General features: G+C 70.8%; 10 protein-coding genes. 7 read left to right on the top strand and 3 right to left on the bottom strand.

Going from position 1 to position 13,714, the window contains the following annotated elements:
* Positions 1-102: 102 nt before the first annotated feature.
* The gene (locus OHS59_RS09235) at positions 103-1,164 is read right to left on the bottom strand and encodes an N-acetylglucosamine kinase (RefSeq protein ID WP_328492896.1); all 1,062 of its coding nucleotides are present in this window, start codon (positions 1,162-1,164) and stop codon (positions 103-105) included.
* Between the two features lie 274 nt (positions 1,165-1,438).
* Between OHS59_RS09235 and OHS59_RS09230 the strand changes: the two genes are divergently transcribed.
* From OHS59_RS09230 to OHS59_RS09210, 5 genes are all read left to right on the top strand, one after another.
* Positions 1,439-2,560 (top strand): ROK family protein, encoded by a 1,122-nt coding sequence (locus OHS59_RS09230; protein ID WP_328492895.1) that lies wholly within the window; start codon positions 1,439-1,441, stop codon positions 2,558-2,560.
* A 43-nt stretch (positions 2,561-2,603) separates the two neighbouring features.
* Entirely contained in the window at positions 2,604-4,154 is a 1,551-nt protein-coding gene (locus tag OHS59_RS09225; RefSeq protein ID WP_328492894.1) for an ABC transporter substrate-binding protein, read from the top strand.
* Positions 4,155-4,461: 307 nt separating this feature from the next.
* On the top strand, positions 4,462-5,439 hold the full coding sequence (locus tag OHS59_RS09220; protein ID WP_328492893.1) for a carbohydrate ABC transporter permease: 978 nt from the start codon (positions 4,462-4,464) through the stop codon (positions 5,437-5,439).
* 54 nt (positions 5,440-5,493) lie between these two features.
* On the top strand, positions 5,494-6,381 hold the full coding sequence (locus OHS59_RS09215) for a carbohydrate ABC transporter permease (RefSeq protein WP_328492892.1): 888 nt from the start codon (positions 5,494-5,496) through the stop codon (positions 6,379-6,381).
* Positions 6,382-6,384: 3 nt separating this feature from the next.
* The gene (locus tag OHS59_RS09210) at positions 6,385-8,238 is read left to right on the top strand and encodes a hypothetical protein (protein WP_328492891.1); all 1,854 of its coding nucleotides are present in this window, start codon (positions 6,385-6,387) and stop codon (positions 8,236-8,238) included.
* 171 nt (positions 8,239-8,409) lie between these two features.
* On the opposite strand, the gene OHS59_RS09205 is transcribed toward OHS59_RS09210, so the two are convergent.
* On the bottom strand, positions 8,410-9,765 hold the full coding sequence (locus OHS59_RS09205; protein ID WP_328492890.1) for an MFS transporter: 1,356 nt from the start codon (positions 9,763-9,765) through the stop codon (positions 8,410-8,412).
* 232 nt (positions 9,766-9,997) lie between these two features.
* Positions 9,998-10,663, bottom strand: a complete 666-nt coding sequence (locus tag OHS59_RS09200; RefSeq protein ID WP_328492889.1) for a TetR/AcrR family transcriptional regulator — start codon at positions 10,661-10,663, stop codon at positions 9,998-10,000.
* 173 nt (positions 10,664-10,836) lie between these two features.
* Between OHS59_RS09200 and OHS59_RS09195 the strand changes: the two genes are divergently transcribed.
* Together OHS59_RS09195 and OHS59_RS09190 are read left to right on the top strand one after the other, a co-directional pair.
* On the top strand, positions 10,837-11,715 hold the full coding sequence (locus tag OHS59_RS09195) for a shikimate dehydrogenase (RefSeq protein ID WP_328499137.1): 879 nt from the start codon (positions 10,837-10,839) through the stop codon (positions 11,713-11,715).
* Positions 11,716-11,798: 83 nt separating this feature from the next.
* Positions 11,799-13,667 carry a bifunctional sugar phosphate isomerase/epimerase/4-hydroxyphenylpyruvate dioxygenase family protein gene (locus OHS59_RS09190; protein ID WP_328492888.1) on the top strand — a complete coding sequence of 623 codons (1,869 nt, stop codon included), beginning with the start codon at positions 11,799-11,801 and terminating at the stop codon, positions 13,665-13,667.
* Positions 13,668-13,714: the final 47 nt, after the last annotated feature.

The raw sequence follows: 13,714 nt of genomic DNA, 5'->3' as shown, positions 1-13,714 counted from the left end.
GTCATGTGAGCTGATCCCGGAGCGGTGAACGCGAGTTGAACGCCGGTCGGACCGGTCACGGCGGTTGCGCCGGTCATGGTGCGGCCGACCGGCCGCGGTTCCTCACAGCAGAGCGCGGGCCAGTGCCACGGCCCCCTCGACGGGCGGCACCCGCAACGGCCTCGGCCGCGCCGACGGCAACGCCTCGGCGAGCGCGGCCTTGAACGCCTCGTACAGCACCGGCCGGCCGAGCACCGCGCCGCCCGCCACCACCACGTCGTCCACGGGAACTCCGCGTCCGGCGAGCAGCACGACGAGCCGCGCCAGTTCCCGGGCGCCCTCGGCGATCACCGTACGGGCGAGCGAAGAGCCGTCCTCGGCCGCCGCGAACACGCTGGGGGCATGGCGCCCCCACTCCGCGGAGACATCGGTCGCGCTCTCCAACGCCGCGCCCAGCGCGGGTACTTCGGACACCCCGAACGCGGCGGTCAGCCGCTCCGCGAGCGCGTCCGGCGGTTCACCGCGGTCGTGTGCCGCCCACAGGGCCCGCACCGCCTCGCGTACGAGACCGGCCGACCCGCCCTCGTCGCCGAGCACCGCGCCCCAGCCACCCACCTGGATCCCGGTGCCGTCGGGCAGCAGGCCCACCGCGACCGAGCCGGTGCCGGCGACGAGGCCGACGCCCTTGGCCAGTCCGGCCGCGGGCACGAGGAGTTCGGCGTCGCCGACGACACGGCAGGGCACGTGCAGGAGCGCGTGGAGAGCGGAGCGGATCTCCTCGCACTGGCGAGGCGTCTCACAAGCATGCCCGCCTACGGCCACCGCGGCCGGGCGGGTGCCCCGGGGCAGTACGTCGTCGATCAGCGCGGCCAGCCAGGCGGCGGCGGACGCCGGATCGTGCGGCCTCCATCCACTGCTCCTCCGCACGTGATCGGCGACCGCCCTCGGCCCGGAGCCGGGGCCGCGCCCGGAGTCGAAGTCGTGCCCGGAACCGTGGCCGCGCCCGGAGTCATAGTCGTGCCCGGAATCGAGGTCACGCCCGAAAGCGGGGCCGCTCCCGGCGTCGAGGTCGCCCCCGAAAGCGGGGCCGCGCCCGGAGCCGGGGTCGCCCCCGGCCACGGCGCGCAGATGCGTCTTCGTGCCGCCCACGTCGATACCGACGGCGACGGGCGTGGAGTCCGCCACGGAGCCTCTTTCGTCGATGCGCGGCGCCGCGGGTACGCGGTGCGCGCAGGCGAAGCGGACGGCGGGCGAACCGTGCCTACGGACAGCAGGTCGAGTAGGGAAGCCCCGGGACGGGCTTCGGGGGAGTGCGGCAGGCGAGTACCGCATGAGTTCGTTAGGAAGTTAACTAACGAAGTAGGGTGCGTCAAGGGTTGTGGAACCCATGCCGTACAACGGTTGCAACCGGGGCCGGACAAGCCCGAGCGGCAGGCCGCGGCATGACCTGAGGGAGAGCATGAACCTGAGCGAGAGCGCCCGCGCGGTGTTCGCCGTACTGGCCGCGACGGGCACCGCCACCCGCCCCCAGCTGGCGGCCGGCGCGGGCCTGTCCAAACCGACCGTCTCCACCGCCGTGGCCGAGCTGGAGGGCGCCGAGCTCGCCGCCTGCTCCGGCACCGCCACCGGCGGCACCGGCCGTTCGGCCGCCGTCTACGGGCTCGGGCCCGCCGCGGGTGCCGTCCTCGCCGTCGATCTCGGCCCCACCCACACCCAGGTGCGCGGCTGCGCCCTGGACGGCACCCTGCTCGCCAGGGGTACGGGCCCCCGGGCGGACTCCGCCGGCACGGTCCGGGAGGTCCTCGGCGCCCTGCCCGCCGGAGCCCCGCTGCGCGCCGTGGTCGTCGCCGTCGGGGACGTCACCGCGCGGGACCGCGAGGGCACCGGAATGCGTCCCGCGACCCAGAAGGCCGGCCCCGCCTTCGACGCCATGGCCGTCGCGCTGCCGACGGACGTCCCCGTCCACCTGGAGAACAACGTCAACTGCGCCGCGCTCGCCGAGCTGCACGAGGGCGCCGCCCGCGACCGTGACTCGTTCGGCTATCTGCGGATCGGGGTGGGCATCGGCCTCGGCATCGTCATCGGCGGCCGGGTGCTGCGCGGGGCGAACGGCGCCGCGGGCGAGCTGGCCCGGCTGCCCTACCCGTGGGACGACGGCCGCGAACCGCGCCGGGAGGCCCTGGAGGAGCGCATGGGTTCCCGTTCCCTCCTGCGCCGGGCCGCGGACGCCTGGCGGGGCGCCGACGGCACCTGCCCGCGTACTCCCGAGCGGCTCTTCGCCCTCGCCGAGGAGGGGCACTCCACAGCCCGTTCCGTGGTCGGCCAGCACGCGGCCGACGTCGGCCGGCTGGCCGCCGCGGTGGTCGCGGTGCTGGACCCGGGGCTGATCGTGCTGGGTGGCGCGATCGGCGCGTTTCCGCAGCTCCTGCCCGGTGTGCGGGAGGAACTGGCGCGGCTGAGCTGGCCCACCGAGGTGGTCAGCAGCATGGTCGGCGACAGCGGCACCGTGGCGGGTGCGAGCCGCCTCGCCGTGGCCCACGGAATCGAAACCGTGACCGGTGGTGTGCGAGTGAGGCATTGACGGGTCAGCCGCAGGTCTGCCAATGTCCGGACAAGCGCTTTCCATGGCCGGCGGGACCCGGCCCTGGGTGAGGCGTCCCGCCGTACGCGACGTACGGCAGTCGTGCGAGGGCGCGCTCGTGCGACTGGGCTCCACGCCGGGGATCCCCACCCGCAGAGCGGTGCGGCCGGGCGAGGCCGCACGCCGGAAGGCATCACCCCAGGGAAAAGACCCGAGCCGCTCGACGGCCAGGGGATCCGTCACGCACATCCAGGAGGACCCGGTGGGTCACCAGATCTCGCGCAGAACCCTGTTCCGCTCCGCGAGCGGCATCGCAGTCGCCGGCGCGCTCGGCACCTCGCTGAGCGCCTGCAGCGGAGGCACCGGAGCCGGCAGCACCAGCAGCGACCTGACCATGATTTGGTGGGGCAGCGACGACCGGCACGCGGCCTACAAGAAGGTCCTGGCCGCCTTCCAGAAGAAGAACCCGAAGATCAAGATCCGGCCGACCTACTCCGGCTACGACGGGTACTTCGACAAGTTCAACACCAACATCGCCGGCGGCAGCGCACCCGACCTGCTGCAGATGGACACCGCCCTGGTCGCCCAGTACGCCCGCAAGGGTGTCCTCGCCCCGATCGACTCCTACGTCGGCAAGAGCCTGGACCTCACCGGCTTCTCCAAGACGCTCCTCGCCGCCGGCACCGTCGACGGCAAGCTCTACGGCGTCCCGTCCGGCATCGGCGTCAACCAGCTCACGGTCAACCGCAGCGGTCTGGAGAAGCTGGGCCTGGAGCTGCCCGACCGCGAGTGGACCTGGGCCGACCTGAAGAAGATCTCGACGGACGTCCACAAGAAGAGCGGCGGCAAGATCTACGGCGTCGACGACGGCGGCGGCTCGACCCTCCAGTGCTTCGAGGTCTTCGCCCGGGAGAAGGGCCAGACCTTCTTCACCGAGGACGGCAAGAAGCTCGGCTTCACCGCCGACACCCTCCAGGAGTGGTGGGAGTACTGGGCCGGCATGCGCAAGGCCAACGCCTCCCCGCCGCCGGCGATCACCTCCGCCGCGCACAACGACCTCACCAAGAACGCGGTCGTCATCGGCAAGGCCCTGTTCACCTTCGACTCCGGTGTCTACGGCGCGGGCGGCTCCATCACCGACGCGCAGCTCGACTTCCTGCCCACCCCGCAGGGCGACTTCTCCGCGGCCCGCGAAGGCAACTTCGTCAACGGCGGGGTGCTGCTGAGCGCCACGAAGGCCAGCAAGAAGATCGCCGACTCGGTGAAGATCATGTCGTACTTCGCCCAGGACGCCACGGCGATCAAGGACATGCAGTTGCTGCGCGGCATCCCGCCGACGCAGAAGGCACGCGAGCTGATCGCCTCGGGGCTGACCGAGACGGACAAGCTGAACATGGCCAACGCGGACTACATCTCGCAGCGGGTCGGCAAGGCGACCGACGCGCTCGCGGCGCCGGCGCCTCCGCCGCAGGGGGCCGACCAGGTCTGGGACCTGCTGTTCCAGTCGAACCTGGCGGTGGCCTTCGGGAAGAAGTCGATCAAGGCGCAGCTCGGGGCGTTCTTCGACCAGTCGGCCGGGATTCTTGAGGGCTGAGGGCCCCCATCGAGTGGGGTGTCGATGGGAGCCGCGGGCCGGTGGGGGCTGGTCGCGCCCACCCGGCGGAGCCGTATGCGGACACAGCCCCGCGCCTCTGAAGGGCGGCGGTGCGCTGACGCGCCGCTTCGGGTGGGGGCGTTCGGGGCTGCGGGTCCGCTGTGGCCGGTCGCGCAGTTCCCCGCGCCCCTAGAGGGCGGTGGTGCCCGCGCCGCTGAAGGGCGCGAGCGCCGCGCCGGACTTCGGAGGACGCGCTCAGCCTCCGCCGCACAACAGCACGACGCGAGAGGGCCAGGGAGAGATGAGTATGACCACCGCGAAGACCGACGAGGTCGTCAAGGAGCAGGCTGCTCCCGCGACCCCGTCCGACCAGCGGGAGCGTGACCGTATGCGCCGCCGCCTCGCCAGACGGCGGGGCGGGGGCTGGTGGCCGTACGCCTTCCTGGCCCCCTGGTTCCTCGGCCTGTTCGGGCTGACGGTCTACCCGATGCTGGCCTCGCTCTACCTGTCCTTCACCGACTTCGACCTGCTGACGCCCGCGCGGTGGGTCGGAGTGGACAACTACGACAAGATGTTCACCGAGGACCCGGTCTTCTGGGACTCGGTGCACGCCACGCTGCTGTACGTCGTCGTGTCGGTACCGCTGAAGCTGGCACTCGCCCTCGGTGTGGCGATGCTGCTCAACCGCGACCTGCGGGGCATCGGCCTGTACCGGGCCGCCTTCTATCTGCCGTCCCTGCTCGGCGGGGCGGTGGCCATCGCCATCGTGTGGCGGCAGGTCTTCGGCGGCGACGGCCTCTTCAACGACTTCCTCGCCTGGTTCGGCATCGAGGGCCAGGACTGGATCTCCAGCCCCGACACCGCGATCTACACCCTGATCCTGCTGGCCGTCTGGCAGTTCGGCACCCCGATGGTCATCTTCCTCGCCGGCCTGAAGCAACTGCCGAAGGACGTGTACGAGGCGGCCGCGATCGACGGAGTCACCCCCGTCACCCGCTTCTTCAAGATCACGCTGCCGCTGCTGACACCGATCGTCTTCTTCAACGTCGTCCTGCAGATCATCGACGCGTTCAAGACGTTCACCCCCGCCTTCGTCATCAGCAACGGCTCCGGCGGACCCCTCAACTCGACCATGCTGTACTCCCTCTACCTGTACAAGAAGGGCTTCACCGACCTCCAGATGGGATACGCCTCGGCGCTCGCCTGGGTGCTGTTCCTGGTCATCGCGGGCTTCACGGCGGTCAACTTCATCGCCAGCCGCTACTGGGTCCACTACGACGACTGACGACGGCCGGCGAACCGACGCCGACCGACGTCCGAGCGAGGAGTCCTTCATCCCATGTCCGCCGTCACCCCGGCCCACGCCTCGAAGTCGCCGCTGCACAAGCTGCGTTCGGCCACCGGGTCGCGCCGTATCTTCATCCACACCGTGCTCGTCGGCGTCGCGATCGTCATGCTCTATCCGCTGCTGTGGATGCTGAGCAGCTCGCTCAAGCCCGACACCGAGATCTTCACCCAGCCCGGGCTCATCCCCGGGTCGCTGCGGCCGGAGAACTACTCCGAGGGCTGGAGCGGCTCGGGCAACTCCTTCTCCCTCTACATCACCAACTCGCTGATCGTCACGATCGGCGCGGTGATCGGGAACGTGATCTCCTGCTCGCTGGCCGCCTACGCCTTCGCGCGCTTCGAGTTCCGCGGCAAGAAGATCTGGTTCGGCCTGATGCTCGGCACGCTCATGCTGCCCACCCAGGCCGTCCTGATCCCGCAGTACACGATCTTCTACAACCTGACCTGGATCAACACGTTCCTGCCGCTGATCGTGCCCAAGTTCCTCGCGGTGGACGCCTTCTTCATCTTCCTCATGGTCCAGTTCATCCGCTCCATCCCGCGTGAGCTGGACCAGGCGGCCATGATGGACGGTGCCAACCCCTTCCAGATCTACTGGAAGATCATCCTGCCGCTGATGAAGCCGGCGCTGATCACCACTACGATCTTCACGTTCATCTGGACGTACGACGACTTCCTGCACCAGCTCGTCTACCTCCAGCAGAACGACAAGTTCACCGTCCCTCTCGGCCTGACCCTGTTCCTGGACCAGACGAGCGGCTCCTCGTACGGCGCCATGTTCGCCATGTCGACGCTCGCCCTCCTGCCCACTCTCATCTGCTTCCTCATCTTCCAGAAGCGGCTCGTGGAAGGCTTGGCCACCTCCGGTATGAAGGGCTAGTACGTGCACCTCCTCCATCAACGCGGCCGACTCCACGACCTCGCGGACGACCCGGCCGCGTACGACGCCGTACTGACCGGCGTCACCGAGACGGCCCTGGCCCGTCTCACTCCCGAGGGCAACCTTGAGAACCCGGCCGCCGGCGACGACATCGGCGACACCTCGCTCGGCGTCACGTCCCTGCTCGTGCTCGCCTGGCACCGCGGCAAGGATCCGCGTCTGCCCGAGGCCGTGCGCCGCAGTCTCCGCTTCCATCTGCGCGAGCGCGTCTTCACCGAGGACAACCCCGGCTACCCGAACCTGACGGCACGCGACTCCGGTCTCCCGTACGCCCGTTACGTGCTGGAGCCGGGCGCGCATCCCATCGGTGACTGGCCGAGCACCGTGTGGGCGCTGCTCCAGGCGGTCAACGTCCTCGACGCGGCGGACGGCCTCGTCGACGACGAGCAGTACCGCGAACTCCTGGGCGTGGCGGGCGGATACTGGCGCTGGCTGACCGAGGCCACGGTCTTCAACCCGCAGGACGCCGCGAACCAGGCCATCGGCTGTGTGGTCGGCGGCCTGATGCTCGCCCGCCATCTCCCGCCCGAGGAGGGCGAGTCGGTCCGGCAACGGGCCCTGCGGCTGTACGTCGAAGAGATCCGGGCCCGGCGCGTACGGGACCGGGGCGCGCCCCTGCCTCCGGAGCACGGCGGCGCCTACGACAACAACTACGGGCCGATCTCCCTGTCCTTCCTCGCGCAGGCCCACCGGGTCAGCGGCGAGGAGGTCTTCGCGCAGGACGGCGACACGCTCGCCCGCTACATCGACGCACGGGTCTGCGGGAGCGGCTTCGACCTCGGCGGCCCGCGCTACAGCGAGCAGCACTCCGCCTTCGAATCCGTCCTCGGACTGCGGTACTTCGGCCGCCGTATCGGCGCGGACATCGGCCGCTACGCCGGGGACTCGCGCTGGGCCCGGCACGCGGTCGGGGCCGACGGAGGCGTGGACGGACACTTCGCGTTCATGCTCGTCTGGCAGATCCAGGACGCCCCGGGCTGGCACCGCACCCCGAGCACGGCGCCCGTCTGCCACCAACTGCGGTCCGGCACGGTCACGGTGTCGTTCGACGACCGGATGACTCCCTCGGTGATCGAGGCGGGCGGTACGGCGCTCATCGCGGCCGCCGTGAACCGGCAGCACGGCTTCGGGCCCGTCATCGGCCCCGCCGCGGACGGCTTCCTGCTGTGCCGCCCGATGGGCGCGGTGCGGGTCGCCGACCATCGCGTCGGAGGGCTGGCCGCCAAGCTCGTGACCAAGCCCGTCGTCGGCCGCGACCATGTGCTGCGCCGGGTGCGGTCGTTGTACGTCACGGACGGCACGCGGCTGTGGATGACCGTGATCGTCGAACGGCTGGGCGGAGAGCGGTACTTGCTCGCCGGGATGCCGTATGTCACCGCCGACGGTGACCGGTTCCGGCGGGTGAGCGACCTGCCGCTCGTCGTCGCGGCGGGTGAGCTGCGGCTGACGCACCCCGCGGAGGGGAGTCCGGACTCCTTCGACGCCCGGAGCGAACTCAGCCAGCAGGAGGCCGCGTTCGCGCTGGCCGCCGATCCGCGGGGGTACGGCGATCCCGATGCCGGGTGGCGTCATGTGCGGACGACGAGTGCGCTGGAGGTCGGGCCCTCGGCGGACTCGCCGGAGGGGCTCGACGTGTTCGCCGTGCGGTACGGGGCTGTGGCCGCCGAGCCGCTCGACGTGGTCTGCGAGCGGGGGGAGGCGGGGGAGGGGCTCGTCGTGCGGGGCGGTGTCTTCACCGCGGTGCTCGGTGGGCCCGACAAGTACGGGGAGCCGGGGCTCACGTTGGCTGTTGGGTGAGCCGACAGGGGCGGAGGGGGGTTTCGCCCCCGCCGCCCCCATCCGTCCCGTCGCCGACTCGGGGGCGCTGCCCCCGGACCCCCGCTCCTCAAACGCCGGAGGGGCTGGGTGGGACGCAGGAGGGGCTGAGTCGGACGCCGGACGGGCTGAGTCGGATGCCGGACGGCTGGGTCAGACGCCGGAGGGGCTGAGTACGTCCGGTGACTCCTGGCGTGTCCGCTCGCCCAGCTGTTCCGTCGGGACCTTGTGCGTCTCGCGGGCAGTGAGCGCCGCGATCACCGGCGGGACACACAGCGCGGCCGTGAACAGGGCCACGGACAGCCAGTCGTCACCGTCGGGGCCCGCGATCTGCGCGGCGAAGGTCACCGCGAAACCGGCCACCGCGAAGCCGATCTGCGTGCCGATGGCCATGCCCGACAGACGGACCCGGGTGGAGAACATCTCGCCGTAGAACGACGGCCAGACACCGTTCGCGGCGCTGTAGACGACACCGAAGGTGACGATGCCGAGGACCAGGATCAGCGGGTACGAGCCCGTGGAGATCGCCCACAGGTAGAGGAACATCAGTACGCCGCTGCCCGCGGCGCCGATCAGGAAGACCGGGCGGCGGCCGATGCGGTCGGACAGGGTGGCCCACAGCGGGATCGCGCCGAGCGCGACGAGGTTGGCGAGCGCGCCCACCCACAGCATGGACGTGCGGTCCATACCGACCGCGTCACTGGTCGCGTAGGCCAGCGCCCACACCGTGAAGATCGTGCTGACCGAGGCGACCAGGGCGGCCGCGACCACCCGCAGGACGTCCGCCCAGTGCTCGCGCATCAGCACGGCGAGGGGCATCTTCGCGACGCCCTCGGTGGCGGCCTGCTGGGTGAAGGTCGGTGTCTCCTCCAGGGTGCGGCGGATGACGTAACCGACGACGGCGACCGCGATGCTCATCCAGAACGGGATGCGCCAGCCCCAGGCGAGCAGCTGGTCCTCGGGCATCGCGGCGACCGGGATGAACACCAGGGTGGCGAGCAGCTGGCCGCCCTGGGTGCCGCTGAGGGTGAAGCTGGTGAAGAAGCCGCGTTTGTCCGGCGGCGCGTGTTCCAGCGACATGGAGTTGGCGCTCGCCTGTTCGCCGGCCGCCGAGATGCCCTGCAGGACGCGGCACAGGACCAGGAGGACGGGCGCCAGTGTGCCGACCTGGTCGCGTGTCGGGAGGCAGCCGATGAGGAACGTGGAGAGGCCCATCAGGATCAGCGTGAAGACCATGATCTTCTTGCGGCCGACCTTGTCACCGAAGTGCCCGAGGAACAGCGCCCCGATCGGGCGGGCCGCGTACGCGACACCGAACGTGGCCAGCGACAGCAGGGTCGCGGTGGCCGGGTCGGACTCGTCGAAGAAGACCTCCGGGAAGATCAGCGCGGCCGCGCTGCCGTAGATGAAGAAGTCGTAGTACTCCAGCGCGCTGCCGATCCAGGCGGCGGTCGCGGCCTTCCGCGGCTGGCCGGGTGGCGCGTCGAGGGGTGCTGCGGGGACGGACACGGCGGTGCTCCTTCGGGGGAACTCCAACGTAGGCGGAGTGAGCGGACGGAGGGGACTGTGAGCGGACTCAGCAGGCGGGGGGGGGAGTGCCGGCTCCCTGGGGTGGTGGGACGGCCGCACCGGGCGCTACCCGGTTAATTAACCCACTGGATAGTTAGTAGTGGCTGGCTACGGATGTTGCGCTCACGTTTCCCGGGTGTCAAGAGGTCGTGCCGAAGGATCTTGCGTGCGCTCAGTCGGCCGCGCGGTCGGCGGTCAGGTAGGCGATCACCATGTCGCCGAGCATGGTCCGGTAGTGCTCGCGCTGCGCGGGGTCGACCAGGTCGCGGCCGAACAGGGCGCCGAAGGTGTGCCGGTTGGCCACCCGGAAGAAGCAGAACGAGCTGATCATCGCGTGCAGGTCCACGGCGTCGACCTCGGCCGTGAACAGGCCCGACTCGCGCCCCGACTCCAGGATGCGGCGGATCACGTCCAGGGCGGGCGAGCCGATCCTGCCGAGCTTCTCGGAAGCGGCGATGTGCTCGGCCCCGTGGATGTTCTCGATGCTGACCAGGCGGATGAAGTCCGGGTGCGCCTCGTGGTGGTCGAAGGTCAGTTCCGCCAGCCGCCGGATGGCCGCGACCGGGTCCAGGTGCTCGACGTCCAGCCCTCGCTCGGCCTCGCGGATGACCTCGTACGACCGCTCCAGCACGGCGGTGAACAACTGCTCCTTGCCGCCGAAGTAGTAATAGAGCATCCGCTTCGTGGTCCGGGTGCGGGCGGCGATCTCGTCGACCCGGGCCCCGTCGTAGCCGGCCCGGGCGAACTCCTGGGTCGCCACGTCGAGGATCTCGGCCTTCGTGCGGGCGGCGTCACGGATGCGCCCGTTCGGCCTTGCCGGTTCTTCGACGCTGGTCATCGGGTTCCTTCGGGTTCTTTCGGGCGAGGGGCCGGTGACCGCGATTGTAGAAGCAGGCGGCGGCGCGCGGCTCCGCGTGTCCGGCAGGCCTTCCCGAGGCCGCGGGATCCTGATATAGCTAACGTACTAGTTCGTACATTAGTGAGTCGTTCAGGAGGTCCGCCGTGGTCGCCGTGGTCAAGGACTCGTATCTCGTCGGACTGATCGGTGCGGGCATCGGCCCCTCGCTCAGCCCGGCCCTGCACGAGCGGGAGGCCGACCGGCAGGGCCTGCGCTATCTGTACCGGCTCATCGACATCGACCAGCTCGGAGTCGCGCCGGACGCGGTGGGGGACCTGCTGCGCGCCGCCCGTGACCTGGGCTTCGACGGGCTGAACATCACCCACCCCTGCAAGCAGCTCGTCATCGAGCATCTCGACGGGCTCGCCCCGCAGGCCGAGGCGCTCGGCGCGGTGAACACCGTCGTCTTCGACGGTGGGCGTGCGGTGGGGCACAACACGGATGTCACCGGGTTCGCGGCGTCGTTCGCGCGCGGGCTGCCCGATGCTCCGCTGGAGCGGGTGGTGCAGTTGGGCGCGGGGGGAGCGGGGGCGGCCGTCGCGCACGCCATGCTCACGCTCGGGGCGGGGTCCGTCACCGTGGTGGACGCGCTGCCGGACCGGGCGGGTTCGCTTGCCGCCGAGCTGAACCGGCAGTTCGGCGCGGGGCGGGCCGCCGCCTGCGGGCCGGAGCGGTTGGGTGCGCTGCTTCCTGGGGCGGACGGCGTCGTGCATGCCACGCCCATGGGGATGGCCGCGCATCCCGGGCTGCCGTTCGCTGCCGAGTTGCTGCATCCCGGGCTGTGGGTGGCCGAGGTGGTCTACCGGCCGTTGGAGACCGAGTTGTTGCGGGTCGCGCGGGGGGTGGGGTGTGCGGTGCTCGATGGTGGGGGGATGGCTGTGTTCCAGGCGGCTGACGCGTTTCGGCTGTTCACGGGGCGGGAGGCCGACGCTTCGCGGATGTTGCTGGATATTTCCGAGCTGGCCGGGGCCGGGGCCCTCCGCGCCCCTTGAAGACAAAAGATTGCGCCGTTCCCCGCGCCCCTTGGTGGAGGGCCCTCAGCCGTGTTGTGAAGTGAGAGTGGAAAGGGATCGACGTGCGTACGTCCATCGCAACCGTGTGTCTCAGTGGGGCCCTCACCGAGAAGCTCACCGCTGCCGCGCGGGCCGGGTTCGACGGGGTCGAGGTCTTTGAGAATGACCTGTTGGCCAGTCCGCTCGCGCCCGAGGAGATCCGTGCCCGGTGTGCCGATCTCGGGCTGAGCATCGACCTCTATCAGCCGATGCGGGACATCGAGGCCGTGCCGCAGGACGAGTTCGCGCGCAATCTGCGCCGGGCCGAGCACAAGTTCCGCCTCATGGAGCGGCTCGGCGCGGACACCGTTCTCGTGTGCTCCAGCGTCTCGCTCCTCGCCGTCGACGACGACGCGCTCGCCGCCTTCCATCTGCGCCGGCTCGCCGAGCTGGCCGACGGCTTCGGGATCCGCGTCGCCTACGAGGCGCTCGCGTGGGGGCGGCACGTCAGCACGTACGACCATGCCTGGCGGATCGTCGAGGCCGCCGATCATCCGGCGCTCGGCACCTGTCTGGACAGCTTTCATATCCTCGCGCGCAGTTCCGATCCGAAGGATCTGGAAGGGATCGCGGACATCCCCGGCGAGAAGATCTTCTTCCTTCAGCTCGCCGACGCGCCGCTGATGGCGATGGACGTACTGCAGTGGAGCCGTCACTACCGCTGCTTCCCCGGGCAGGGCGGCTTCGACATCGCCGGGCTCCTCAAGCAGGTGATCCGGGCCGGCTACCGGGGGCCGCTCTCCCTCGAAGTCTTCAACGACGTCTTCCGGCAGGCCGAGGCCGGGCCGACCGCCGTCGACGCGCTGCGCTCGCTCCTCGTCCTCCAGGAGAGCGTCGGCCTCACCGAACCGCCCGCGCCCGTCGTGCCGACCGGCATCGCCTTCGCCGAACTGGTCAGCCCCGACGTCGAACCGGTCACGGAGATCCTCGAAGCGCTCGGTTTCACCCGGACCGCCCGGCACCGCGGCAAGCCGGTCGACCTGTGGCAGCAGGGCGAGGCCCGGGTACTGCTCAACACGGGTCCTGGCGCCCGCCGCGACGGTACGCAACTCGCCGCCGTCGGGCTGGAGTCACCGGATCCGGCGGGCGCGGCCAAACGTGCCGAAGCACTCCTCGCCCCCGTGCTGCCGCGCCGCCGTACCCCGCAGGACGTACCCCTGGACGCCGTCGCCGCACCCGACGGCACCGAACTCTTCTTCTGTGCCACCGGCCGGCCCGGACTGCCCAGCTGGACGAGCGACTTCGAGCCCGTCGAGCCCGTCGAGCTCGTCGAACCCGTCGGGCTCGTCGAGCCGGTCGGGTCGGACGAGCCCGTCGAGCGGGCGGCGCCCTCCGTCGGTGGCATCCGGCGCATCGACCACCTGGCCCTGACCCAGCCCTGGCACCAGTTCGACGAGGCCGCGCTCTTCCACCGCAGCGTCCTGGGACTCGGCGCCCTGGAGAGCGTGGACGTCGCCGATCCGTACGGGCTCCTGCGCAGCCGTGCCGTCACCAACGGCGACGGCAGTGTCCGTATCGCCCTCGGTGTCGGACCGGCCCCGAGCGCCGACGACAGCGGCCGTGCCCAGCACATCGCGCTCGCCACCGACGACCTGGTGACCGCGGCCCGCCGCTTCCGTTCCGCGGGCGGCCGGCTGCTGACGATCCCCGCCAACTACTACGACGACCTCGCGGCCAAGTACGAGCTCGACGAAGGGGAGTTGGAGACCTACCGCGAACTCGGCATCCTCTACGACCGGGACGCGGACGGCGCCTTCCGCCACTGCTACACGGAGACGATCGGCCGGGTCTTCTTCGAACTGGTCCAGCGCGACGCGGGCCACCGCGGTTACGGAGCGCAGAACGCCCCGGTGCGGCTGGCGGCGCAGCATGTGCGGAGGCCGGTGCGCTGAACCGGGGGCCGTGCCTTCCGGATGTCCGAAATCCTGGCTGACGCCCC

This window comes from Streptomyces sp. NBC_00414 (assembly GCF_036038375.1).
Classification (GTDB): domain Bacteria; phylum Actinomycetota; class Actinomycetes; order Streptomycetales; family Streptomycetaceae; genus Streptomyces.
The sequence above is the reverse complement of the archived record's forward strand: the minus strand, read 5'-3'. Positions and strand labels throughout refer to the sequence as shown.